This is a genomic window from Profundibacter sp. (assembly GCF_965277155.1).
Taxonomy (GTDB): domain Bacteria; phylum Pseudomonadota; class Alphaproteobacteria; order Rhodobacterales; family Rhodobacteraceae; genus Profundibacter.
The window spans coordinates 1,013,568-1,036,832 of sequence record NZ_CBDIBV010000013.1 but is presented as its reverse complement, the minus strand read 5'-3'; the positions used below and the strand labels follow the sequence as shown (position 1 = coordinate 1,036,832).

General features: G+C 54.3%; 23 protein-coding genes and 2 pseudogenes. 23 read left to right on the top strand and 2 right to left on the bottom strand.

The annotated features are described in order from the left end of the window. The first annotated feature begins 198 nt into the window (after nucleotides 1–198). The 4 genes from rpsM (at nucleotide 199) to rplQ (ending at nucleotide 2,664) form a co-directional block, all read left to right on the top strand. Nucleotides 199–567 carry a 30S ribosomal protein S13 gene (gene rpsM / locus ACQY4M_RS20465; RefSeq protein ID WP_428548049.1) on the top strand — a complete coding sequence of 123 codons (369 nt, stop codon included), beginning with the start codon at nucleotides 199–201 and terminating at the stop codon, nucleotides 565–567. A gap of 13 nt (nucleotides 568–580) precedes the next feature. Further along, on the top strand, nucleotides 581–970 hold the full coding sequence (gene rpsK, locus ACQY4M_RS20460) for a 30S ribosomal protein S11 (RefSeq protein ID WP_428548046.1): 390 nt from the start codon (nucleotides 581–583) through the stop codon (nucleotides 968–970). A 114-nt stretch (nucleotides 971–1,084) separates the two neighbouring features. Then, on the top strand, nucleotides 1,085–2,101 hold the full coding sequence (locus ACQY4M_RS20455) for a DNA-directed RNA polymerase subunit alpha (protein ID WP_428548043.1): 1,017 nt from the start codon (nucleotides 1,085–1,087) through the stop codon (nucleotides 2,099–2,101). 140 nt (nucleotides 2,102–2,241) lie between these two features. Beyond that, the gene (gene rplQ, locus ACQY4M_RS20450) at nucleotides 2,242–2,664 is read left to right on the top strand and encodes a 50S ribosomal protein L17 (RefSeq protein WP_428548040.1); all 423 of its coding nucleotides are present in this window, start codon (nucleotides 2,242–2,244) and stop codon (nucleotides 2,662–2,664) included. Between the two features lie 56 nt (nucleotides 2,665–2,720). Here the strand turns inward: rplQ and ACQY4M_RS20445 are convergent, their stop codons facing one another. Then, nucleotides 2,721–2,903, bottom strand: a complete 183-nt coding sequence (locus ACQY4M_RS20445; protein WP_118941241.1) for a hypothetical protein — start codon at nucleotides 2,901–2,903, stop codon at nucleotides 2,721–2,723. A gap of 80 nt (nucleotides 2,904–2,983) precedes the next feature. On the opposite strand from ACQY4M_RS20445, the gene ACQY4M_RS20440 reads away from it, so the two are divergent. The 14 genes and pseudogenes from ACQY4M_RS20440 (at nucleotide 2,984) to ACQY4M_RS20375 (ending at nucleotide 15,382) form a co-directional block, all read left to right on the top strand. Continuing rightward, entirely contained in the window at nucleotides 2,984–3,403 is a 420-nt protein-coding gene (locus ACQY4M_RS20440) for an autoinducer binding domain-containing protein (protein WP_428548036.1), read from the top strand. Nucleotides 3,404–3,491: 88 nt separating this feature from the next. Continuing rightward, the gene (locus ACQY4M_RS20435) at nucleotides 3,492–4,742 is read left to right on the top strand and encodes an IS256 family transposase (RefSeq protein ID WP_428548033.1); all 1,251 of its coding nucleotides are present in this window, start codon (nucleotides 3,492–3,494) and stop codon (nucleotides 4,740–4,742) included. Between the two features lie 174 nt (nucleotides 4,743–4,916). Continuing rightward, nucleotides 4,917–5,573 (top strand): annotated as a pseudogene (locus tag ACQY4M_RS20430) (IS1595 family transposase). Between the two features lie 18 nt (nucleotides 5,574–5,591). Beyond that, nucleotides 5,592–5,705, top strand: a pseudogene (locus tag ACQY4M_RS20425) (LuxR family transcriptional regulator); the annotation flags it as partial. Nucleotides 5,706–5,755: 50 nt separating this feature from the next. Further along, a complete protein-coding gene (locus ACQY4M_RS20420) occupies nucleotides 5,756–6,346 on the top strand; it encodes an acyl-homoserine-lactone synthase (RefSeq protein WP_428548031.1) in 591 nt (196 codons plus the stop codon). A 72-nt stretch (nucleotides 6,347–6,418) separates the two neighbouring features. Continuing rightward, nucleotides 6,419–7,732, top strand: coding sequence for a replication-associated recombination protein A (locus ACQY4M_RS20415; protein ID WP_428548028.1), 1,314 nt, complete (start codon nucleotides 6,419–6,421; stop codon nucleotides 7,730–7,732). 31 nt (nucleotides 7,733–7,763) lie between these two features. After that, nucleotides 7,764–8,147 (top strand): fluoride efflux transporter CrcB, encoded by a 384-nt coding sequence (gene crcB, locus ACQY4M_RS20410; protein ID WP_428548025.1) that lies wholly within the window; start codon nucleotides 7,764–7,766, stop codon nucleotides 8,145–8,147. After that, complete coding sequence (locus ACQY4M_RS20405) at nucleotides 8,144–9,181, top strand: RluA family pseudouridine synthase (protein WP_428548022.1); 1,038 nt, start codon at nucleotides 8,144–8,146, stop codon at nucleotides 9,179–9,181. The genes crcB and ACQY4M_RS20405 overlap by 4 nt, the downstream gene beginning before the upstream one ends. Further along, nucleotides 9,178–9,849, top strand: a complete 672-nt coding sequence (locus ACQY4M_RS20400) for an HAD-IA family hydrolase (protein WP_428548019.1) — start codon at nucleotides 9,178–9,180, stop codon at nucleotides 9,847–9,849. Before ACQY4M_RS20405 ends, ACQY4M_RS20400 begins: the two co-directional genes overlap by 4 nt. A 3-nt stretch (nucleotides 9,850–9,852) precedes the next feature. Next, nucleotides 9,853–10,566, top strand: coding sequence for an ATP12 family chaperone protein (locus tag ACQY4M_RS20395; protein WP_428548016.1), 714 nt, complete (start codon nucleotides 9,853–9,855; stop codon nucleotides 10,564–10,566). Between the two features lie 220 nt (nucleotides 10,567–10,786). Beyond that, the gene (locus ACQY4M_RS20390; RefSeq protein WP_428548013.1) at nucleotides 10,787–11,803 is read left to right on the top strand and encodes an amino acid ABC transporter substrate-binding protein; all 1,017 of its coding nucleotides are present in this window, start codon (nucleotides 10,787–10,789) and stop codon (nucleotides 11,801–11,803) included. Between the two features lie 135 nt (nucleotides 11,804–11,938). Continuing rightward, nucleotides 11,939–13,276, top strand: a complete 1,338-nt coding sequence (locus tag ACQY4M_RS20385) for an amino acid ABC transporter permease (RefSeq protein ID WP_428548010.1) — start codon at nucleotides 11,939–11,941, stop codon at nucleotides 13,274–13,276. A gap of 1 nt (nucleotide 13,277) precedes the next feature. After that, complete coding sequence (locus tag ACQY4M_RS20380; protein ID WP_428548007.1) at nucleotides 13,278–14,585, top strand: amino acid ABC transporter permease; 1,308 nt, start codon at nucleotides 13,278–13,280, stop codon at nucleotides 14,583–14,585. A gap of 17 nt (nucleotides 14,586–14,602) precedes the next feature. Then, nucleotides 14,603–15,382: an amino acid ABC transporter ATP-binding protein gene (locus tag ACQY4M_RS20375; RefSeq protein ID WP_428548004.1), complete on the top strand. Its 780-nt coding sequence runs from the start codon at nucleotides 14,603–14,605 to the stop codon at nucleotides 15,380–15,382. A 69-nt stretch (nucleotides 15,383–15,451) separates the two neighbouring features. Here ACQY4M_RS20375 and ACQY4M_RS20370 read toward each other — a convergent pair whose 3' ends face one another. After that, nucleotides 15,452–16,750 (bottom strand): aminotransferase class III-fold pyridoxal phosphate-dependent enzyme, encoded by a 1,299-nt coding sequence (locus tag ACQY4M_RS20370; RefSeq protein WP_428548001.1) that lies wholly within the window; start codon nucleotides 16,748–16,750, stop codon nucleotides 15,452–15,454. A gap of 134 nt (nucleotides 16,751–16,884) precedes the next feature. Here ACQY4M_RS20370 and ACQY4M_RS20365 point away from each other — a divergent pair, with 134 nt between their 5' ends. The 5 genes from ACQY4M_RS20365 to ACQY4M_RS20345 all read left to right on the top strand — a co-directional run bounded on the left by ACQY4M_RS20365 (nucleotide 16,885) and on the right by ACQY4M_RS20345 (nucleotide 23,227). Then, a complete protein-coding gene (locus ACQY4M_RS20365; RefSeq protein ID WP_428547998.1) occupies nucleotides 16,885–18,348 on the top strand; it encodes a PLP-dependent aminotransferase family protein in 1,464 nt (487 codons plus the stop codon). Between the two features lie 288 nt (nucleotides 18,349–18,636). Continuing rightward, a complete protein-coding gene (locus ACQY4M_RS20360) occupies nucleotides 18,637–19,779 on the top strand; it encodes a substrate-binding domain-containing protein (protein ID WP_428547995.1) in 1,143 nt (380 codons plus the stop codon). Nucleotides 19,780–19,898: 119 nt separating this feature from the next. Next, nucleotides 19,899–21,011 (top strand): ABC transporter ATP-binding protein, encoded by a 1,113-nt coding sequence (locus ACQY4M_RS20355; RefSeq protein WP_428547992.1) that lies wholly within the window; start codon nucleotides 19,899–19,901, stop codon nucleotides 21,009–21,011. A 60-nt stretch (nucleotides 21,012–21,071) separates the two neighbouring features. Beyond that, on the top strand, nucleotides 21,072–21,950 hold the full coding sequence (locus ACQY4M_RS20350) for an ABC transporter permease (protein ID WP_428547989.1): 879 nt from the start codon (nucleotides 21,072–21,074) through the stop codon (nucleotides 21,948–21,950). Beyond that, nucleotides 21,947–23,227 (top strand): ABC transporter permease, encoded by a 1,281-nt coding sequence (locus ACQY4M_RS20345; RefSeq protein WP_428547986.1) that lies wholly within the window; start codon nucleotides 21,947–21,949, stop codon nucleotides 23,225–23,227. Before ACQY4M_RS20350 ends, ACQY4M_RS20345 begins: the two co-directional genes overlap by 4 nt. Nucleotides 23,228–23,265 lie beyond the last annotated feature (38 nt).

Genomic DNA, 23,265 nt, shown 5'->3' with positions numbered 1-23,265 from the left:
CGTAACATCCCTTGACGCACCCTTAAAAACACCATAGATCACCTCATCTCGCAAGAGAATCAACATGCTTAACCGGGCGACGGTCCGCTTTGCATAAAATTGAATTCAGCGTCAGCCCGCAAGGTTAATCCCTTCGGGCTTTGGTTGTGAAAAAAGGCTCTGGGATTACGGAGCCGCAACGAAAAAGGAAAACGACACGTGGCACGTATTGCCGGCGTAAATATCCCGACCCATAAACGGGTCCCGATCGCCCTGACTTACATCACCGGAATTGGTAACACGACTGCCGAGGCCATCTGTGAAGCTGTTAAAATCGATGCAACCCGTCGCGTTAACGAGCTGTCGGATGCCGAGGTTCTGGCCATCCGCGAATACATCGATGCCAACCTGACTGTTGAAGGTGACCTGCGTCGCGAAGTTCAAATGAACATCAAGCGTCTGATGGACCTTGGCTGCTACCGCGGTCTGCGTCATCGCCGCAACCTTCCTGTACGCGGTCAGCGTACCCACACCAACGCTCGTACCCGCAAAGGCCCCGCAAAGGCCATTGCCGGTAAGAAGAAATAGGAGGGTTTGATCAATGGCACGCGATAAAACAAAAACGAAGCGCAAGGTCCGCAAGAACATTGCATCCGGTGTTGCACACGTTAATTCGTCATTCAACAACACCAAGATTCTGATTTCGGACGTTCAGGGCAATGCGATTGCATGGTCCTCGGCTGGCACAATGGGGTTCAAGGGGTCGCGTAAATCGACACCTTACGCCGCACAGATGGCTGCCGAAGATGCAGGCAAAAAAGCACAGGAACACGGTGTTAAAACGCTGGAAGTCGAAGTTCAGGGCCCCGGTTCGGGTCGTGAATCGGCACTGCGCGCTTTGGCGGCTCTGGGTCTGAACATCACGTCTATCCGTGACGTAACCCCGATTGCCCACAATGGCTGTCGGCCTCCTAAACGCCGCCGCGTTTAGTTATTATTACTACGCTCGGGCCGCCGGTTTTCGGTGGTCCGGGTTCGTCATTTTTTACCTCGGGCGTTTTCGGACTTGGGACATGATCCGAAAACTTGAATGGAGGCGACACACATGATCCACAAAAACTGGCAAGAACTGATTAAGCCAACGCAACTGGTGGTCACACCGGGCGCGAATCCTGCTACGCAGGCCACTGTTGTGGCTGAACCACTGGAGCGCGGTTTCGGTCTGACCATGGGCAATGCGCTGCGTCGCGTGCTGATGTCGAGCCTACAGGGCGCGGCCATCACCAGCGTTCAGATTGACAACGTATTGCACGAATTTTCGACCGTTGCAGGTGTGCGTGAAGACGTCACCGACATCGTTTTGAACCTGAAAGGCGTTGCCCTGTCGATGGAAGTCGAAGGGCCCAAGCGCCTGTCGATTTCGGCCAAAGGCCCGATGGTTGTCACCGCTGGCGACATCTCGGAAAGCGCCGGCATTGAAATCCTGAACAAGGACCACGTTATCTGTCAGCTTGACGATGGCGCCGATCTGTTCATGGAACTGACCGTCAACACCGGCAAAGGCTATGTCGCTGCCGATAAAAACCGCCCCGAAGATGCGCCCATCGGCCTGCTGCCGATCGATGCGATCTATTCGCCGGTTAAAAAGGTTGCCTATGACGTTCAGCCGACCCGCGAAGGTCAGGTTCTGGACTATGACAAACTGACGTTGAAACTGGAAACAGACGGTTCGATCACACCCGAAGATGCCGTGGCTTTTGCCGCACGTATCCTTCAGGACCAGCTGTCGATTTTCGTGAACTTCGACGAGCCAGAAGCCGCCAGCCGTCAGGAAGAAGACGATGGTCTGGAGTTCAACCCGCTGCTGCTGAAGAAAGTGGACGAGTTGGAACTGTCTGTCCGTTCGGCAAACTGCCTGAAGAACGACAACATCGTTTACATCGGTGATCTGATCCAGAAAACCGAAGCAGAAATGCTGCGCACCCCGAACTTTGGCCGCAAATCTTTGAACGAGATCAAAGAAGTGCTGTCGGGCATGGGTCTGCATCTGGGTATGGACGTCGAAGACTGGCCACCAGAGAACATCGAAGATCTGGCGAAGAAATTCGAAGACCAGTTCTAGGAATATGCGGAGCGGGCTTTGGTCCGCTCCGTTTCAATGCCCGCATATAGCGGGGAAAGCCGGGCAATACCGCCCCAAGGAGAGCCGCCCACACGCATGGGAGGCCAGACAAAGTATAAACCTGAAGAAGGACTAAAAAAATGCGCCACGCGAGAGGCTATCGTCGCCTGAACCGTACTCACGAACACCGTAAGGCATTGTTTGCCAACATGGCGGGTTCGTTGATTGAACATGAACAAATCAAAACCACCCTGCCCAAAGCCAAAGAGCTGCGCCGCATCGTGGAAAAACTGATCACACTGGGCAAGCGCGGCGATCTGCACGCCCGTCGTCAGGCCGCAAGCCGCCTGAAAGAAGATCAGTATGTCGCCAAACTGTTTGACGTGCTTGGCCCCCGTTACAAAGACCGCAACGGCGGTTATGTGCGCGTTTTGAAAGCCGGTTACCGTTATGGTGATATGGCGCCGATGGCGATCATCGAATTCGTTGACCGCAATGTTTCGGCCAAAGGTGCGGCGGACAAAGCGCGCCTTGCTGCTGAAGAAGCTGCTGCCGACGAATAATAGTCAGCAAATAATTGAATAAACAAAAGCCCCGCCAAACTGGCGGGGCTTTTTGATTAGTTTAACGCAGCGACACGCGCGTTGCGTTTATCCATAATTGAGTTTTCAATCTCGCCGATCAAGGTATTCAACTGTTCTTGACCGACAGGAGTGGCCCCTAAAAATTCCAGCAGGTCCGTACGGTCCCCGTCTGGAAGAGACATCAACTTGGCGAAAAGATCTGGATCTATAGTGTTCACGATAACCTTCTTCTTTTAATACGACTCATTAGGTATCAATTTAAGGTTGACGCCAATTGATTCAACTTGTCTAAAAGGACATGTTCGAAAAGACTGTGTTTGATCAAGAGTTGCGAAAATTGGGGGATTTGGCCCCAAAAGGTTACTTCGTTGGCCTGCATATTCGATTCACATCGGCTTTGATGTCTTTTCAAACGTATGATCCGGCCTGGACGGATCATTATACTGAAAACGGATATGTATTGCGCGATCCGATGACAGCCTGGGGTTTCTGCACCACAGGCTGGACCCGGTGGAGCAATCGAATCATCCCCGACCCTTTTGGCATCTTCAAAGAGGCAGCAAGGTTCGGGTTAACCTACGGGGCAACGATCTCTTGTGGGCCAATCCGTTCTAGGACAATTGTCAGTGTGGCGCGGGCAGATCGGGAATTTGAAGATGTCGAGATTGAAGAGGTGCAAGCCATCGCTCTTCGGCTTCATGATATGACCGAAGAGTAATGCCCGAAAGTTGGTGATGGGGTGATTGGGTGGCATATCATGGCGGTGTTGACGCGCCGCGATTCTCAGAGAGAAAAGGATATGCCACATGGAAGACGATACTATTTTGGAGTTTACCGATCCAGCCGGAATTTCACCTGATCCGCTGACGGATATCTTGCGCAAAGGCGCGCGGGATCTGTTGGCACAGGCGGTCGAGGCCGAGGTTTGTGATCTGATGGCGCAACACGCGCATTTGAGGGATTCGGCCGGTCGCCAGCGCCTTGTTCGCCACGGATACCTGCCGGAGCGCGAGGTGATGACGGGGATCGGCCCTGTCCCGGTGAATGTGCCTCGGGTGCGTGATCGTGGCACGGGGGCGGAGAAGATCAGGTTCACCTCGACGCTTCTGCCGCCGTATCTGCGCCGGGCAAAGTCGGTCGAGGAGTTGTTGCCCTGGCTCTATCTCAAAGGTATTTCCACGGGTGATTTCGGCGAAGCACTGGCGGCCCTTCTGGGGCCTGATGCGGGTGGTTTGACATCGAGCACGATTTCGCGCCTGAAGGCGGAGTGGTGGGCAGAATACGAGCGTTGGAACCGGCGTGACCTGTCGGCCAAACGCTATGTGTATTTCTGGGCCGACGGGGTTTATTTCAAGCCGCGCACGGATGCTGACAAGCAATGCATGCTGGTGATCATCGGCGCGGACGAGTGGGGTAACAAGGATGTTCTGGGCCTCGTGGACGGGTATCGAGAAAGCAGCCAGAGCTGGCGTGAACTGCTGCTGGACTTGCAACGTCGTGGCCTCAGAAAAGCCCCTGATCTGGCCGTTGGTGATGGCGCGCTCGGCTTCTGGAACGCCTTGCGGGAGGTGTTCGGTGAGACCCGGGAGCAGCGCTGCTGGGTGCATAAAACCGGCAACGTCCTGAATACCATGCCGAAGTCGCTGCAAGCCAAAGCCAAGGGCCATCTACAGGACATCTGGATGGCCGAGAACAAACGGGACGCCGAGGCCGCGTTCAATTTCTTCATCGAAGCCTATGGCGTGAAATACGAGCGTGCCGTGGGGAAGCTGACCAAGGACCGGGACGTGCTGCTGACCTTCTACGACTTCCCTGCCGAGCACTGGAAACACATCCGCACATCCAACCCCATCGAAAGCATATTTGCCACCGTGCGGCACCGAACGAAGAAGACCAAAGGCTGCCTCGGGCGCAAGACCGCCTTGGCAATGACCTTCCGCCTGATGATGTCGGCAAAGAAGAAATGGCGTAAACTCGACGGCGCATTCCGATTGCCGGAAATCATCGAAGGGGTTGAATTTAAGGACGGGATCAAGCAGGAAAAACATGCCGCCTGATTACTGCGTCACCAACTTTTGGGCATAGCTCATGACCGAACCGCCACACCGGCTTACAAAAGCACAGACTGAGGCGCTTAAATTAATTGCGGATGGTCACAGGCATGCAGCTGCGGCTGCATATTTAGGAAGGGGCTGACCCAGATAACCTAAAAAGAGGTTATGATGGGAAGCATGAGAAAGAGTCGCCTGAGCCACTACAAGCAAGACCGTCTTACGGAGCATTTTGTTTCGGGATAGACAGCACGAACAGCAGCCAGTTTGTGTGGTGTAAACCGCAAGACCGCAGCGTTTTATTTTCTACGCCTGCGCGAGATAATCGCCTATGAGCTGGAGGCGGAAAGCCAAGCTATGTTCGGCGGAGAAATAGAAGTGGACGAAAGCTACTTTGGCGGCAAACGCAAAGGTAAACGCGGGCGTGGTGCGGCAGGTAAAATTCCCGTTTTTGGTATATTAAAAAGGGGTGGGAAGGTTTACACCAAGATCATCCCGGACGCCAAATCCGCCACTCTGATCCCGATCATAGAGCGCAAAGTCGTGCCGGATTCCATCGTCTATTCCGATTGTTGGCGCGGTTATAATGTGCTGGATGTGTCAGACTTCCACCACTTTCGCATCAACCATTCCAAGCTCTTTGCAGACCGTCACAACCACATCAATGGCATCGAGAATTTCTGGAACCAAGCCAAGCGCCACATGCGCCGATTTAACGGTGTCCCCAAGGCCCAATTTGGGCTATATTTGAAGGAATGCGAGTGGCGTTTCAACAACAGTGACCCTTCAGCTCAGTTATTGCAGCTAAGACAATGGGTTAAGCGTTACTTGAAGTAGTTATCTGGGTCAGCCCCTTTAGGAATTTCGGAAAGTGCGCTCAAGGCTCGACTGACGTCTGCTCGTCAAAAGCTTATGGCCCGCACCACTGCCGAAGCCATTCAGCGTGCCAAGGACTATGGCCTGATCTGAATGACGATGCCTTCCGCAAGGTCCCAACCACTAACCTGCAGGAGGCTGCCATGCAGACCACTACACTTTCGTTCGAAAACATCCACCAAAACGGCGAATTATTCGCCAATATGTTCCGTGCCCGTCGCGAGTTGTTCATTGTTCAGAACAAATGGGACCTACCCGAAGCTATGGGAATGGAATACGACCAGTATGACACACCCGCGAGCCGCTGGGTGGTTGTTCACGACAAACTGGGCAAGGTTCTGGCGGGCAACCGCCTAACCCCGACCACCGCGCATTGCGGCATCTACAGCTATATGATTCGCGATGCTCAGCGCGGGTTGCTGGATACCATTCCCTCAAACCTGCTGTTTAATGAGGCCCCCGTTTCGGAGAATGTATGGGAAAGCTCGCGTTTGTTCGTGTCACATGATGTGCCGGCCCGCCTGCGTCGCCGTGTTCATGCACAGTTGGTGTTTGAACTGGCCAAAGCTGCCCGGAATCTTGGGGCGACCCAGTGTTTGACCCTGCTGAACGCCAATTGGCCACGTTGGGCCAAACGGGTTGGTGTGGATATGACGGCCATGGGACCGGTGATGGAGATCGACGGCATCAACAATCAGGTGGTTTCGATGAACTTTGCCTCGAACCTGCACTAGGAAACGGCCTTCCGTTTGTTCGGGAGGTCCATTTCGCTTTTCTCTTTGGGCGCGGAGGAATAGGTTTGCCATATGGTAGATTTATTCGACACCGCGCCCGAAGCACCGGAAATGGACGCCCAACGTCCGTTGGCCGACCGGTTGCGCCCGCGCACCCTGTCCGAAGTGATCGGACAGGAACAGGTGATCGGGCCGGATGCGCCATTGGGTATGATGCTGGCTGCGGGCAGCCTGTCGTCGCTTATCCTGTGGGGTCCTCCCGGTGTGGGCAAAACCACCATTGCGCGCCTTCTGGCGGATGAAACCGATCTTGCGTTTGTGCAGATTAGCGCCATTTTTACCGGTATTGCCGATCTGAAAAAAGTATTCGAATCCGCGAAAATCCGGCGGCAGAATGGCAAGGGCACCTTGCTGTTCGTTGACGAAATCCACCGTTTCAACAAGGCTCAGCAGGACGGATTCCTGCCGCATATGGAGGACGGCACCATCATTTTGGTCGGGGCTACGACTGAAAACCCCTCGTTTGAATTGAACTCTGCGCTGTTGTCGCGTTCGCAGGTGTTGGTGTTGAACCGCCTGACCTTGGCCGATCTAGAGCGGTTGGCACAGAGGGCGGAAAAAGAACTGGACCGTGGCTTGCCACTGACCGGTGAGGCCCGCGAGGCGTTATTGGAGATGGCTGACGGGGACGGGCGGGCCTTGCTGAACCTGATCGAACAGGTGATGGCGTGGAAGGGCGACAAAAAAATGGATGTCGATGCGCTGTCCACCCGCCTGATGCGCCGCGCGGCGATCTATGACAAAAGTGGTGACGAGCATTACAACCTGATTTCCGCCTTGCATAAATCGGTACGCGGGTCCGATCCTGACGCCGCGCTTTACTGGATGGCGCGGATGCTTACGGGGGGCGAAGACCCCCGCTATCTGGCGCGCCGGATCACACGCATGGCGGTCGAAGACATCGGTCTGGCTGACCCGCAAGCGCATGCTGTTTGCCTGCACGCATGGGAAACCTATGAACGGCTGGGCAGTCCCGAAGGCGAGCTGGCCTTGGCGCAGGCGGTGACCTATCTGGCGCTGGCCCCGAAATCGAATGCCGCATATGTGGCGTTTAAGGCGGCGATGGCGGCGGCCAAGAAAACCGGATCCGAGCCACCGCCCAAACATATCCTGAATGCGCCAACGTCGATGATGAAGGATCAGGGCTATGGTGATGGCTATGCCTATAATCACGACGCCGAAGACGGATTTTCCGGCCAGAACTATTTCCCCGACAGCATGAAGCACGGGGTTTACTATCAGCCCGTTGAGCGCGGGTTCGAGCGCGAGTTGAAAAAGCGGCTGGATTACTTTGCCAAACTGCGCGCCAAACGGCAGGGCGGTTGACAAATAGGCCCCGTGGCATGAAAGAACCTGCATGTCTTATATAACACTTCTTCAAGTCGCCCTTGGCGGCGCAATCGGTGCCAGCCTGCGCTATATGACCGGCGTTGGTACCATCCGTCTATTTGGTCCCGGTCTGCCTTGGGGGACGTTTGTGGTTAATGTGGTCGGGTCATTCATTATGGGCGTTGTCGTGGTGACGCTGGCCCACAAAGGAATGACGCGCCAGATGGCGCCGTTTCTGATGACAGGGATGCTGGGCGGGTTTACCACGTTTTCGGCGTTCTCGCTGGATGTGCTGACGATGTATGAACGCGGAGATACGACACAAGCGGCATTATATGCGGCGGCGTCTGTGTTCCTGTCGCTGGCGGCAATAATTTTAGGGCTTTATGCAGCAAGGACGTTTTGGTCATGAGTGGTGTTCAGAAAATTGAAGTGACTGATGATGATGGCGATCAGCGGCTGGACCGCTGGTTCCGCCGGATGTTTCCGCATATCGCACAGGGGCGGATCGAGAAGATGTGCCGCAAGGGCGATATCCGTGTGGATGGTGGCCGTGTAAAGGCCAGCACGCGCGTGCAGTCGGGGCAGGTGGTACGGGTGCCGCCATTGCCGGATCCGCATGAAATTACCGCGCGGGCCAAAACCTATGACATGATCAGCAATGCCGACGTTGAAATGATGCAGGACGCGGTTCTGTATCGTGACGATTACCTGATTGCGATCAACAAGCCACCGGGCCTGCCAACGCAGGGTGGCAGCAAGCAGACCCGCCATGTGGATATGCTGGCCGATGCCCTGCGCTTTGGCTATGACCAGAAACCGCGGCTGGTGCACCGGCTGGACAAGGATACCTCTGGCATCCTGCTGCTGGCCCGCACGCGGCAGGTGGCATCCACCTTGACCGAAGCATTCCGTTCCCGCGAGACCCGCAAGATTTACTGGGCCGCCGTTGCCGGTTGCCCAACACCCAAGATGGGTACAATCAAATACGGGCTGCTAAAGGCGGGCGGGCATGGCCACGAAAAGATGGTCTGCATCCATCCTGACGATGTGGCGCATACGGACGGGGCCAAACGCTCGACCACGGATTACATGGTGCTGGACAGTGCCGCCAAGCGGTGTGCGTGGGTCGCGCTGGTGCCGATTACGGGGCGCACGCACCAGTTACGGGCGCATATGGCCGAAATGGGCCACCCGATTATCGGTGATGGCAAATACGGTGGCTCGGGTCAGGAAAATCAGGGCGATGGCTGGGGCGCGCAATTGGGGGGCGAGATCAGCCGCAAAATGCATCTGCACGCCCGCAGCCTGTCGTTTCCACACCCTATGACCGGCAAGATGGTGAAAATTATCGCGCCGATGCCAGCCCATATGAAACAGACATGGGAAACCTTTGCATGGGATGAACGCGACGTGGCGGATGACCCGTTCGAGGAATTTCTATGAGCCAGCCGTTGCGTTTGGCGGTGTTCGACGTGGACGGCACACTGGTAGACAGCCAGCACCACATCGCTGCTGCGATGGCGCAGACCTATACGGCCGAGGGGATGGACGGCCCGCCGCTGGAACAGGTGCGCGGGATTATCGGTCTGTTACTGCCCCACGCGATGCGGCAGCTTTCGCCTGATCTGACAGATGTGCAATACGATGCGCTGGTAGAAGGCTATAAAGCGACTTTCAGAAATAAACGCGAGGCAGGGCAGAGTGCGCCGCTTTATGCGGGTGTCCGTGACCTGCTGGATAGGTTGGCGCAGGATGATCACCTGTTGCTGGGCGTTGCCACCGGCAAATCGCGGCGTGGGCTGGATGCCATGCTGCGGGTTCACGGGCTGGAAAAGATGTTCGTCACCGCACAGGTGGCGGATGATCACCCGTCCAAACCGCACCCATCGATGTTACATGCCACGCTGTCGGAAACGGGGGTTGCGGGACAACACGGGGTGATGATTGGGGACACCACGTTTGATATGGAAATGGGACGTGCCGCCGGTATGGTCAGTATCGGTGTGTCGTGGGGGTATCACGATGTGGGCCGCCTGCGCGCGGCAGGGGCTGCACATATTGTGGATGATACGGTGGCGCTGGCTGCGCTGCTGACGGAACTTTGGGGATAGAGCATGGCGGAATGGGCTGCAAAACGGTTTTGGGAAAAGGCAACGGTTGAAAATGTGGGCGATGGCTATCAGGTGCTGCTGGACGGGCGCAAATTGCGCACGCCGGTGAAAAGCGAACTGATCGTGCCCAGCCGCGAAATGGCCGAGGCGATTGCCGCCGAATGGGATGCGCAGGAAGAAAAGATTGACCCGATGACCATGCCTGTCACACGGTCGGCCAATGCGGCAATCGACAAAGTCGGCCCGATGCACGCCGAAGTCGCGGCGCTGGTGGCGGAATATGGCGACACCGACCTGCTGTGTTACCGCGCAGAATCGCCCAAAGGACTGGTCAAACGGCAAAGTGAAGCCTGGGATCCGTTGCTGGAATGGGCAGCCGGAACTTTGAACGCCCCGCTGAAAACAACCACGGGAATCGTGCATGTAAAACAGGATGCCGCCGTACTGGCAAGCCTTGCCGGACGGGTTTCGGACATGGACAAATTCAAGTTGGCCGCATTTCACGATCTGGTTGGCATGTCGGGATCGCTGATTATCGGTTTTGCCGTAATACACCGCTTCTTGCCGGTGCCCGAATTATGGCGTCGTTCAAGAATCGACGAGGACTGGCAAATCGAACAATGGGGCGAGGATGAAGAAGCGGCCACAACCGAAGCGGGAAAGCGGGGGGGGTTTGAACACGCGGCCCGATTCTATTTTATGGTTAATAATGGCTAATTTGGTTATAAATTTCGCAATTACCCCCTTGCCTTTTCGATTCATGCGAAAAAGCAGGTCCGATAAGGGCTTAATTCCGAAACCACCCTTGACGTTTTCTTAAATATTGGCCCAAACTAGTGCCCGTTGGGAAGGCACTGCCTTTCTACCGTATCGCTCTCGGTCCTTTCGGGCCGAATAAACCGTTCCATGAGGGACGGACTATCAGGAAGAGGTAAACATGAAAAAATCCGTATTTCTTGGCGCTCTGACAGTTGCCAGCCTTACAGCTGGGATTGCAGCTGCTGGCACACTTGATGACGTGAAAGCACGCGGCAAATTGAACTGTGGTGTGTCCACTGGTCTGGTTGGCTTTGCATCGCCAGATGCAAACGGCAAATGGGAAGGCTACGACGTTGCTGTATGTCGTGCCGTTGCAGCCGCCGTTCTGGGCGACAACACTGCTGTTGAATTCGTTCCGCTCAGCTCGAAAACACGCTTCACCGCGCTGGCTTCTGGCGAAGTTGATATGCTGGCTCGTAACACCACATGGACATTCTCGCGCGACGTTGACCTGAAGTTGGACTTCGTTGGCGTAAACTATTACGACGGCCAAGGCTTCATGGTTCCCAAAGCATTGGGTGTAACATCGGCCAAAGATCTGGACGGCGCAACTGTTTGTATTCAGACCGGTACAACAACCGAACTGAACTTGGCTGACTTCTTCCGCACAAACGGCATCTCTTACGAGCCCGTACCTGTGGAAAACAACGCTGAAGCACAGCAACAGTACCTGTCCGGTGCATGTGACACGCTGACAACAGACGCATCCGGTCTGGCTGCGACGCGCGCTGCATTCGAAAACCCCGGCGATCACATCATTTTGCCGGAAATCATTTCGAAAGAGCCTCTGGGTCCGCTGGTACGTCATGGCGACAACGAGTGGGGCGACACAGTTCGCTGGACTCTGAACGCGCTGATCTCGGCTGAAGAGCTGGGCATCACTTCGGCCAATATCGAAGAGCTGAGCAAAGGCACCAACAACCCTGAAATCAATCGTATCCTTGGTACAGAAGGCAACCTGGGCGAAATGCTGGGTCTGGACGCTGACTGGGCAAAACGTGCGATTGCATCCGAAGGTAACATTGGTGAAATCTTTGAAGCCAACATTGGTGAAAAGACACCAATCGGTCTGGCCCGTGGCCTGAACGCACAGTGGACCGAAGGCGGCCTGATTTACTCGCCTCCTTTCCGCTAGGATCCTAACGAGCTGGGCGCGGGTTTATCCCCGCGCCCTTTTCACATCTTAACTATTTTAATTAAAACACCTGAGCCGGGGCAGCGGGAAAAACCGCGCCATTAAAACAGGCCAGGGAGCATGGGGATGTCTCTTATGACAACACTGACCGACCCTCCGAAGGAGTCGTTCCGCCTATCTATGCTGCTCTATGATACCCGCTATCGTTCAACCACCATTCAGGTTGTGGCGTTGCTGGGGTTCATGTTGGGCGCAGCTTGGCTGATCAACAATGTTATCGTTAATCTGGCAGTCGCGGGGAAAACCTTCGACTATGGATTTCTCAAAGAATCCTCTGGATACGACATCAACCAGAAACTGATTGCCTATAATTCGCAGTCGTCGCATATGCGGGCGGCTGTTGTTGGCTTGATGAATACGCTGCTCGTGGCCGTTATGGGGTGTATTGCAGCCACCATAATAGGCGTGATCATAGGTGTTCTTCGCTTGTCCAAGAACTGGGTCATTTCCCGATTGGCGGCTGTTTACGTCGAAACCTTGCGCAATGTTCCTGTACTTTTGTGGATCGTTCTGATCATGGCCGCCACATCACACCAGTTGCCTGCCCCCAAAGATTTTCGCGGTGACAACCCTGCTGCAACGATGAAGGTTTTTGATAGCGTGGCAATTACAAACCGCGGTGTGTATTTGCCTGAACCGCTGTTTTCCAGAGGGTTGGGCGATCTGCCCGTATTCCCGGATAAAGAATCAAAAGCCTGTCAGGCCTTTTACAATCCAGATGGAACACCTGCGACGGCCAAATTGGCGAAATTCTGCGGCACCTTCCAGATCAGCATCGATCTGGTGGCAATTCTTGCCGTTCTGTTTGCCGGTCTGATTACCAGCAAACTGATCAAGACACGCGCGGACCAGATACAGAAAGATACGGGCATTCGCCCTGTTACATGGTATTCGCGATTGGCTGTTGTATTCCTGCCGACGCTGGTAGTTTTGTATATCCTTGGGTTTTATCTGGGATATCCTGAACTGAAGGGATTTAACTTCAAGGGCGGCATACACATGCGCTCGTCCCTGTTGGCGCTTTGGGTTGCTCTGTCACTCTATACGGCTGCGTTTATCGCTGAAATCGTGCGCGCCGGCATCATGGCAATTTCCAAAGGCCAGTCCGAAGCGGCTGCTGCACTTGGTTTGCGCCAAAACCGGATTATGAGTCTGGTTGTTCTGCCGCAAGCGCTGCGTGTTATCGTTCCGCCGTTGATTTCGCAATATCTAAACCTGACCAAAAACTCGTCACTGGCGATTGCGGTTGGCTATATGGATATCACCGGCACACTGGGGGGAATTACCCTGAACCAGACCGGTCGCGAGCTTGAAACTGTTTTACTACTGATGTTGGTCTATCTGATCATCTCGCTGACAGTTTCTTCGGTGATGAATTACTACAACGAACGCACAAAGCTGAAGGAGCGCTGATATGACTATGAATAGTACGCAATCATATGTGCGCTCGGAAATGCTTCCGGAAAAGGCGCCACCTGTAACCAACGTCGGGATTATCGGATGGATAAGGAAAAATCTGTTTGCCACTTGGCTGGATGCAATTTTGACACTAATGGCACTCTATATCGCCTATTCGGTTCTATCCTTCCTGATCCCCTGGGTTTTCGGAGGCTTCTGGAATGCGAATTCGCTGACTGAATGCCGCGCAAAAATCATCGAAGTTTACGGTGAATCCCAAAACCGTGCCTGTTGGGGTGTGATCCATGAACGCTTTTGGCAGTTGATGTACGGGTTCTATCCTGAATATCTCTATTGGCGTCCAAATCTGGCCCTGATCCTTCTCTTTGTAGGGTTAGCACCAATTCTGTTCGGCAATCTGCCCAAGAAGTTTCTGCTGGTGTCGGTTGCTGTTCCTTTCATCGCACCTTGGTTGTTGTGGGGGGGCTCTATCTGGGTACCTGTTACTGCGTTCCTTGGTTTCGTCGTTGGATATCTGGTGCACAAGTTTGTATCGGTTGCAATCAGCCCTCTACTTGGTCTGATCCTGGGTGTTCTGGCTGCAATTATCTGGTGGCTGTTCCTTATGGGGCCCGTCGGGGATTTCCTGCAAAGCATCATCCCGTTAGCAATTGAAAGTGTCGAAAGCCGGAAATTCGGTGGATTTATGCTTTCGATCCTGCTGGGGATTACAGGGATTACGCTTTCCTTCCCGCTGGGGATTGTTCTGGCGCTTGGGCGGCAGTCAAATCTGATCATCGTTAAATCGCTGTGTGTCGGGTTTATCGAGTTTATCCGCGGTGTGCCGCTGATCACTCTGTTGTTCGTGGCATCTGTGTTGTTGCAGTACTTCCTGCCCAAAGGCACCGAGTTTGACATCATTCTGCGGGTTATGATCATGGTCACCATTTTTGCCGCTGCCTATATGGCCGAGGTAATCCGTGGTGGTCTGGCTGCTCTGCCGAAAGGTCAATACGAGGCAGCCGATGCGCTGGGTCTTGATTACTGGCAGGCACAGCGTCTGATCATTATGCCGCAAGCATTGAAGATTTCGATCCCTGGTATCGTTTCAACCTTTATCGGGTTGTTCAAGGATACCACCCTGGTTTCGATCATTGCGATGGCTGACCCGATCCAGTGGGTGAAATTCATCCAGTCCGATTCCGATTGGAATGGCATCATTTGGGAACTCTACGGCTTTGTTGCCTTCGTGTTCTTTATCTTCTGCTTCTCCATGTCCCGCTATTCCATGTATCTGGAGCGCAAGCTTCAGACTGGTCATTAATTAAAGGAGTGACGTAAATGTCTGAATCCGCAACCGCACGCGCCCAGATGTCCATTTCGGACGAGGTGGCAATCGAAATCACCAATATGAACAAATGGTATGGTGCCTTTCACGTTCTGAAAGACATCAACCTGACGGTTCATCGCGGTGAACGGATCGTGGTTTGTGGCCCTTCGGGGTCGGGCAAATCCACATTGATCCGCTGCATCAACCGGCTTGAGGAACATCAGGAAGGGTCGATCATCGTTGACGGAACCGAGCTGTCCTCGGATCTGAAAAACATCGACAAGATCCGGTCCGAGGTTGGCATGTGCTTTCAGCACTTCAACCTGTTCCCGCATCTGACCATTCTGGAAAACTGCACATTGGCACCGATCTGGGTTCGCAAGACACCCAAGGCCGAAGCCGAAGCAACAGCGATGCATTTCCTTGAAAAGGTGAAGATCCCCGAGCAGGCCGACAAATACCCCGGTCAATTGTCCGGTGGTCAGCAACAACGTGTGGCGATTGCCCGCTCGCTGTGTATGAAGCCGCGTATCATGCTGTTTGACGAGCCGACATCGGCACTGGACCCCGAGATGATCAAAGAGGTTCTGGATACGATGATCGAGTTGGCCGAAGAAGGTATGACGATGATCTGTGTGACCCACGAAATGGGCTTTGCCCAAGCTGTGGCAAACCGCGTTATCTTTATGGACCAAGGGCAGATTGTGGAGCAGAACGAACCGAAAGAGTTCTTCAACAACCCGCAATCGGATCGCACAAAACTGTTCCTCAGCCAGATTCTGGGCCACTAGGAACAAGCAAACCAAACAAAAAGCCCCGTGCGAAATGCGCGGGGCTTTTTGCGTTATGGCAGTGGCGGGTTATGCCAACCCGTCCAGCGTTTTCTTCAGCTTCTCCATCATCTCGTCGATATGGGCTTTTTCGGAAATGAACATCGGTGACAGGATTCCGCAATCGCCGGTGAATTTCACATGCATCCCGTTCCAGAACAGATCAATCTGTGCCTGCGCACCTTTGCCAATCAATTCCACCCCCGCAGCCATACCGATGCCGCGGATGTCTTTGACCATCGGGTGATCCTTTAGCTGGTAAACCGAGTCCAGAAAATAGGGCGACATATCGGCGGCGCGGCCATACAGATCATCGTCCTCGTAAATCGACAGCGCGGCCAGACCGGCGGCACAGGCGGCAGGGTGGCCGGAATAGGTGTAGCCGTGGAAAAACTCGATCGCGCCTGGCGCGGATTTGTCGGAAATCACATCATGGATGTGATCGGTCGTAGCAACCGCACCCATCGGGATGGATCCATTGGTCAGCGCCTTGGCCATTGTCATGATGTCGGGCGTCACACCAAAGGCATCGGCAGCAAATTTTCCACCGATCCGGCCAAAGCCTGTGATCACCTCGTCAAACACCAGCAGGATTCCGTTTTCATCACAAATCTGTCGCAGCCGTTCCAGATAACCAACCGGCGGGGCAAGGATGCCGGTGGACCCTGCCACGGGTTCGACAAAACAGGCGGCAATGGTCTGCCCGCCAAATGTATCCACGGCGCGCTGTAAATCCTCGGCCAGTTCCACGCCGGTTTGCGGCTGGCCGCGCACCATCAACTCGTCCGCGTTCCATGTATGACGCATCATCACAATGTTGGGCATCACAGCCGGAAAGGACTTGCGATTGTTCACCAGCCCCGACAGCGACACGCCGCCGATGTTCACCCCGTGATAGGCCCGTTCGCGCGATACGAACCGAGTGCGATCATTGCCCATGGCCGAATGATAGGCCATCACCATTTTCAACGCGGTATCCACGGCCTCGGAGCCGGAATTGACGGAAAAGACGTGGTTGAAATCTTCGGGCAGCAGGCGCGACAGTTTTTCGGCCAGTGCAAAGCTTAGTGGATGAGACGACCCGAATGGCGAGACATAGGTTGTCATCTGCATTGCATCATGCACTGCTTCGATGATTTTCGGGTGACAATGGCCGGCGGGGCTGCAGAACAAACCGCTTGAGCCGTCAATCACGGTGCCGCCTTTGTGGTCAGTCATATAGACACCGCTGGCCTGTGTAATCAGGCGCGGGTTTTCCTTGAAACCCTTGTTGTCGGTAAACGGCATCCAGTATTCCGCGAGCGAATTTGTTTTCACGTCAAAAGCCATGATCGGGTCCTTATCGTCGAATTGTAATGGGGTGTGGCACGCGCTTGCGCCGAATTTCGGATTTGACATTAGGAGCAGGCTGTGAATTCCATAGGGCCAGTTGAAAACTGAATATAAGGCCAGATGAACCCGACATGCCGTTAGTTGAAGACACCTTTTTTCTGGACCCGAATTTTCAGGGCACCTTGCAAAGCCAGATCCAGCAGATTGTTGCCTCGGCCATTCTGGCGGGGCGTTTGCAGGCGGGGGAAAAGCTGCCATCATCGCGTAAGCTGGCGGAACATTTGGGAATTTCCCGGATCACGGTAACGCTGGCCTATCATGAACTGGTGGCGGATGATTACATCAAATCGGCCAACCGGTCGGGCTATTACGTATCCGAAACTGCGCCGATGGTGCCCTTGCCCGCGATCAAAGGCGAGATGCACAAGGACACAGTGGATTGGTCCAAAGCGGTGCAGCGCGATTTTACCGGCGGCAAGACGGTCAAGAAAAACTACAATTGGCGAAGTTATCCCTACCCGTTCATGTATGGGCAGCCGGACCCTGACCTGTTCAATCAGGCCAGTTGGCGGTTGTGCGCGATGCAGGCACTGGTGAAAAAGGAATTCGACAGTCTGACCTCGGATTACGCCGAACAGGATGACCCCGAGTTGATCAATTTCATCGCCCGACACACGCTGCCACGGCGCGGGATTCTGGCGCGGCCGGAACAGATACTGGTGACGGTCGGGGCGCAGAATGCGCTGTGGATGGCGGCGCAGATTTTGCTGAACGAGAGACGCGCCGCAGCCTATGAGAACCCCGGCTATCACGGTATCCGCGAGATTTTGCGCCATACAGGTTGCACCCAGTTTCCGGTGGAAATTGACGATCAGGGGCTGCCGCCGGATATACTGCCACCGGACATTAACGCGCTGTTCATCACGCCCAGCCACCAATGCCCGACAACCACCACCATGCCGATGGACCGGCGGCGCGAATTGCTGCGGCTGGCGAATGAGCGCAATTTTCTGATTGTCGAGGATGACTACGAATTCGAGATGAGTTTTCTGAAGGCCCCGTCGCCCGCGCTAAAATCACTGGATGAGGACGGGCGGGTTATCTATGTCGGCAGTTTTTCCAAGTCGTTATTCCCCGGTTTGCGGTTGGGTTATCTGGTTGGGTCCGAGCCGTTCATCGAGCAGGCGCGGGCGTTACGGTTAGCATCCTTGCGGCATCCGCCGGGGTATATGCAACGTACCACGGCGTATTTTTTGGGTCTGGGGCATTATGATGCGATGATCAAACGGATGCGCAGCGTTTACCAGAAAAGGCGGTTGGTAACAGCGCAGGCGCTGGAGAAAACCGAGATGAAAGTGGCCGGTCGTGCATCATTTGGCGGGTCGGGTTTCTGGGTTAAGGCACCCAAACGAGTCGATACCGAAGTGCTACGCCACAGGCTGGCCGATAACGGGGTTTTGATCGAGGCCGGAAACCCTTTTTTTGCCGGTGAGGATTCGCCACGGAATTTTTTCCGTTTGGCCTATTCGTCGATCTCGTCCGAACGGATTCCTGAAGGGATTCGTCGTATTTCCCAAGCAATTAAGGAGTATTAGGCGATATTTGCGATGGGTGCTATGATGTAATAATCAATCTGGGCGGGATTCATTCCGGCCTAAATTGCCCAAATCCAAAACTGGATATATGACGCGTTAAAACTGGACATATACGCATGTCCTATTGCTGTTAAACTATTTCTGTTTTGCGTGGCGTTTTTCGTTCTTGCCGCTGCGCTGTTACAAAAACGAGACGTAAAGTCCATAAATAGCAAAGAACGCGTTAGACTGTTAACCGAGGGTGTATCGAATTGATCCGCCCGTAATTCTCCGGGAGGGAGAAACTACATGACGAAAACCAACTCAACTTTCAATCGCCGTTCATTTTTGAAATCAGGCACGGCTGTCGGTGCTGCTGCACTGGCCACACCTGCTTTGGTTTCCAAGGCGCTTGCCTCGTCAGGTGAAATGACGCTGATGGACTGGTCGGATTACTGGCCCGAAGAAATGCTGGCCCAGTTCACATCCGAAACCGGTATTAAAGTGAACTACATCGGTATCGGTTCAAACGAAGAACTGATCAACAAGATGAAAGCATCGAACGGCGCCGGCGCTGACTTGATCGGTCCAACCAACAACCGGTCTTTGCAGTGGGGTCCACTGGATCTGGTGCAGCCCTTTGACATGAGCCGCATCAACATTGACGCTGCGAACCCAGCTATGGCCAAAATCGGTCCTGACGCATGGGACTTTGGCGGCAAAGGCAACACATGGATCCCGCACATCTGGGGTACAGAAGGCATGGCGTGGCGTGTTGACAAATGGGCACCCGCCGATGCATCCGGTGTACCGTCCTATGGCGAAATATGGGATGATGCCAATGCTGGCAAAACCATGATTCGCGCGCACTCGGGTATGCTGTGTGCCGGTCTGTTCATGGAAGCATCCGGTCAGATGGATCCTGGTTCGGTTTGGGCTGCATACGAGTCCGAAGAGAACATGCGCAAGACATGGGCCAAGATCACCGATTGGTGTATCGCCCGCAAAGGCAACCTGAAACTGATCTGGAACGACGCCGACAGCCAGAAGAACGGCCTGTTGAATGATGGTGTTGTTGTTGGTCAGACCTGGGATGGCCCGCCGCTGGCGCTGAAAACTGCTGGCGAGCCGGTAACCTATCAGGCACCTGCCGAAGGTGCGATGGCTTGGGTTGATGGCTTGGCAATGCCCAAGGGCGCCAAGAACATTGATCAGGTTTATGAACTGATCAAGTTCGCCTACAACCCCGAGAATGCCGGTAAGGCAATCGACAAGCATGGCTACAACTCTCCGATTCTGGGCGCTGACAAGTTTGCTTCTGCAAATTATGCCAAAAACTTCTCCGAGGCCTATCCTGGCGATGCGCTGGCAAACCTGAATGCATGGCCTGCCGAGGCCCCTTGGTATGCCAACATCCGCACCGAGTTTGTGAACAAGTTCCAAAGCTCGTAAGCGATATGAAAATCTTGTCCGGCTGCACTATGTGTGGCCGGGCACCTATTTTCAGGCTTGCGCCTGACATAAAGGGCCCGAAGTGGTCCAATTAATGAATTCAAAACGGGGATAATCACATGAGTTCTGGTGTAGCTGTTGATCTGGAAAATGTCTGGATCAAATTCGGAGATTTTGTCGCGGTTCGCGAGGCAAATGTTCACATCAACGGCGGTGAATTCTTCTCGTTCCTTGGTCCTTCGGGCTGCGGGAAAACCACCATCCTGCGTGCGGTCTCCGGCTTTCTCGAACCGTCCGACGGTCGCGTCATGATTGGTGGGAATGATATGGCGGGTATCGGTCCGAACAAACGCCCAACCGCGCTGATCTTTCAAAACCTAGCGCTGTTTCCATTGATGAAGGTCTGGGAAAACATTTCCTTTTCAATGGAAGTGACCGGTGCAAGCGCCAAAGAGCGCCGCAAGCGGGCGGACGAATTGCTGGACATGATCGCGCTGGACGGGCAGGGCGACAAGCTGCCAAGCGAATTGTCGGGCGGTCAGAAACAGCGTGTGGCGATTGCCCGTGCTTTGTGCGCCAACCCCGATGTTTTGTTGCTGGACGAGCCTTTGTCTGCGCTTGACCTGAAGCTGCGCCAGCACATGCGCACCGAGCTGCGGGAAATCCAGCAGCGGGTTGGCATTACCTTTATCTATATCACCCATGACCAGGGCGAGGCCTTGACCATGTCGGATAGTGTTGCGGTGATGAAAGCCGGTGTGATTGACCAGATCGACACGGGTCACAATGTTTACGACAATCCGTCAACCCCGTTTGTTGCCTCCTTTGTGGGCGAGAACAACGTGTTCCGCGGCACGATTAAATCCATAAGTGGCGAAGAAGCTATCATCAGCACCAACCGCTCTGGCGATTTGCTGGCGCGGGTTACCCCGACACAAGTGGGCAAACTGGGCGTTGGCGATGAGGCGATGATGTTCATCCGCCCCGAGGCGCTGGAGCTGGGTGTGGCGACCGGGAACGACAAAACCACAATATCCGCCAATGTGGTGAACGAAGAATTCGAGGGGAATTCCTTTAGCGTGTTCCTGGAAGGGGACGGCGGCAAGCTGATCAAAATGGCGGTTCCCAATGTCGGGCAGGACCATATTACGGGCAGGGGTGAAAATCTGTCGCTGCATTACGATGTGAATAACGCAGTGGTTATGCCTGCTGGCGAACTGGCGTCGGAATAGGGGCGCATCATGAAAAAGAAAATGATCTTTTCCGAGTTCTTCAGGAACAACGGTGTTGTGATGGGTAGCCTATTAATGGGGCTGGTCGGGTTCTGGCTGATCTTTCTGGTGATCCTGCCACAGCTTTCGATGCTCGACTATTCATTTAAATTCAACCTTCCTCCTGCCGATGTGGGCGGTCCAAAGGATGTCTACACACTTAGCAACTATCAGCATCTGATATACGGATCCGATGCGACGCATCAGACCTATAACACGGTTGATTTGATGGTGTTCGTGCGCACGATTATTGCCGCAATGGCTGTAACGATCTTCAATATCTTCCTATGTTATCCGCTGGCATACTTTCTGGGGCAATCCAAAGGTTCGGGGTTTGTCCGGCTGTTGGTTGTGCTGCTTATCATCCCTTACTGGATCAACGAAATCCTGCGCGCCTTTGCGCTGCGGATTATCTTTGGCGACAGCGGGTTGCTGAACGAAGCCCTGATGTTCCTGCATCTGACCAGAGAACCGATTGATTTTATCCGTCAGGATATCGCGCTTTATGCCGGTCTGGGCTATGCCTATATCCTGCTGATGCTGTTTCCGATGTATAACGTGATCGAAAGCCTGGACCGTAACCAGATCGAGGCAGCGCGCGATATGGGGGCAAGTTGGCCGCGTATCCACCGCCGGATCGTAATTCCACACGCCAAACCGGGCATTGTTTCAGGCGCCACAATGGTGTTTATGCTGTCCGCCGGTGCGCTGGCCGCGCCACAAATTCTGGGCGGGCCAAGCAGCCTGTGGTTTACCCAGCTGGTTTACCAGTGGTTCTTCCAGTCGCTTAACTGGCATCAGGGGGCGGCCTATGCGATTGTTCTGCTGGTTTCCACCATTATCATCGTTCTGACGGTGATGCGCATCTTCAAAGTGAATATGGGGGATATCGGCAAATGACCTCGAAATCCCTTATCCGCATCGCCTTTGGCGTCTATCTGATCATCTTCTTCAGCTACCTTCTGGGACCGCTGGTGGTGATGAGTCTGACCGCCTTCAACTCATCCGGCTTTCCGTCGGTTTCCCCATGGGCCTGTTTTACCTTTGAGTGGTTCAATGTGTTGTGGAATGACAGCGCCATCCGCGAAGGTATCTTTTATAGTGTGATTATCGGCCTTGGTACGGTTGCCCTGTCTGTTTCGATGGGCCTGGCCGCATCAATTGTGCTGACACAGGTTTGGGCGAAATTCAGATCCACATATTACACGCTGATCATCGCACCAATTCTGGTGCCCGGCGTTGTTCTGGGAATTTCCACACTGGTGTTTTGGGACCGGTTTGGCGCATTTCTGGGGGCCGGCGATGGATCGATGCTGGGTAAACTTTTCCACAACGGGATTTTTCTGACCATCCTTGGCCAGTCCTCGTTTATTGCATCTTATGCGATGCTGGTGTTCGTTGCCCGTCTGCAGCGGTTCGATCCCGGCCTGACCGAGGCTGCGTTGGACCTTGGGGCGACCCACACACAGGCGTTCCGCAAAATCCTGTTGCCGTTCATGCGGCCAGCGATCGCTTCGGCTTCCGTGCTGGCGTTTCTGGCCTCGTTCGAGAACTATAACACCACCACCTTTACCATTCTTGACTATAAAACTCTGACGGTAGTTCTGGCGCAAAAAGTGCGATTGGGGATCAACCCGTCAATTTCGGCTTTGGCGTTTATCATCATCACCCTGACGGTGTTCGCTGCTCTGGCATTCGAGGCCTACCGCCGCAATCAGGCACGCCAGGAAGCGGTAAAACAGGGCAAGGCCAAGGTGAAATCCGGTGGCATCCTGCCGTCCTTCATGACGGGCAATCCTGCGGCAATTGTATTTGTTCTGCTGGCCTTTGTGGCGATTGTCATGATTGGTACTGCCCAGAAATACAGCCCCGAAGAGTGCAAGATCCAGGTGCGCGAGGCTAAACAGGCCGAAATCCAGCGGCGCATCAAAGAGCTGCAAGAACAACGCCTGATCAAGTCGCAATCCGAAGCGCGCCAAGGGCCGGATATTTTTGGTGCACCTGAAGAAGACACCGGTGGCAAACCCAGTGGTGCTTTTGGTGGTGTGTTCGCTCCGGGCAACCTGTCTGATGATGCGGATACCGAAGAGCCTGAAGCGGAAAAACCTTCGGGTGGCAGTGGCGCCTTTGGTGGTGTATTTGCCCCGACCAATCTGGATAATGATGAAGGCAACTAAGCTAAGGGGTCACCGGTTGCGGTGACCCTGACCGCGAA

Bases quoted from the DNA above. Each gene is read 5' to 3' on its own strand.
- rpsK (WP_428548046.1), top strand. From the start codon at position 581: ATGGCACGCGATAAAACAAAAACGAAGCGCAAGGTCCGCAAGAACATT.
- ACQY4M_RS20455 (WP_428548043.1), top strand. From the start codon at position 1,085: ATGATCCACAAAAACTGGCAAGAACTGATTAAGCCAACGCAACTGGTG.
- rplQ (WP_428548040.1), top strand. From the start codon at position 2,242: ATGCGCCACGCGAGAGGCTATCGTCGCCTGAACCGTACTCACGAACAC.
- ACQY4M_RS20440 (WP_428548036.1), top strand. From the start codon at position 2,984: ATGTTCGAAAAGACTGTGTTTGATCAAGAGTTGCGAAAATTGGGGGAT.
- ACQY4M_RS20435 (WP_428548033.1), top strand. From the start codon at position 3,492: ATGGAAGACGATACTATTTTGGAGTTTACCGATCCAGCCGGAATTTCA.
- ACQY4M_RS20420 (WP_428548031.1), top strand. From the start codon at position 5,756: ATGCAGACCACTACACTTTCGTTCGAAAACATCCACCAAAACGGCGAA.
- ACQY4M_RS20415 (WP_428548028.1), top strand. From the start codon at position 6,419: ATGGTAGATTTATTCGACACCGCGCCCGAAGCACCGGAAATGGACGCC.
- crcB (WP_428548025.1), top strand. From the start codon at position 7,764: ATGTCTTATATAACACTTCTTCAAGTCGCCCTTGGCGGCGCAATCGGT.
- ACQY4M_RS20405 (WP_428548022.1), top strand. From the start codon at position 8,144: ATGAGTGGTGTTCAGAAAATTGAAGTGACTGATGATGATGGCGATCAG.
- ACQY4M_RS20400 (WP_428548019.1), top strand. From the start codon at position 9,178: ATGAGCCAGCCGTTGCGTTTGGCGGTGTTCGACGTGGACGGCACACTG.
- ACQY4M_RS20395 (WP_428548016.1), top strand. From the start codon at position 9,853: ATGGCGGAATGGGCTGCAAAACGGTTTTGGGAAAAGGCAACGGTTGAA.
- ACQY4M_RS20390 (WP_428548013.1), top strand. From the start codon at position 10,787: ATGAAAAAATCCGTATTTCTTGGCGCTCTGACAGTTGCCAGCCTTACA.
- ACQY4M_RS20385 (WP_428548010.1), top strand. From the start codon at position 11,939: ATGACAACACTGACCGACCCTCCGAAGGAGTCGTTCCGCCTATCTATG.
- ACQY4M_RS20380 (WP_428548007.1), top strand. From the start codon at position 13,278: ATGACTATGAATAGTACGCAATCATATGTGCGCTCGGAAATGCTTCCG.
- ACQY4M_RS20375 (WP_428548004.1), top strand. From the start codon at position 14,603: ATGTCTGAATCCGCAACCGCACGCGCCCAGATGTCCATTTCGGACGAG.
- ACQY4M_RS20370 (WP_428548001.1), bottom strand. From the start codon at position 16,750: ATGGCTTTTGACGTGAAAACAAATTCGCTCGCGGAATACTGGATGCCG.
- ACQY4M_RS20365 (WP_428547998.1), top strand. From the start codon at position 16,885: ATGCCGTTAGTTGAAGACACCTTTTTTCTGGACCCGAATTTTCAGGGC.
- ACQY4M_RS20360 (WP_428547995.1), top strand. From the start codon at position 18,637: ATGACGAAAACCAACTCAACTTTCAATCGCCGTTCATTTTTGAAATCA.
- ACQY4M_RS20355 (WP_428547992.1), top strand. From the start codon at position 19,899: ATGAGTTCTGGTGTAGCTGTTGATCTGGAAAATGTCTGGATCAAATTC.
- ACQY4M_RS20350 (WP_428547989.1), top strand. From the start codon at position 21,072: ATGGGTAGCCTATTAATGGGGCTGGTCGGGTTCTGGCTGATCTTTCTG.
- ACQY4M_RS20345 (WP_428547986.1), top strand. From the start codon at position 21,947: ATGACCTCGAAATCCCTTATCCGCATCGCCTTTGGCGTCTATCTGATC.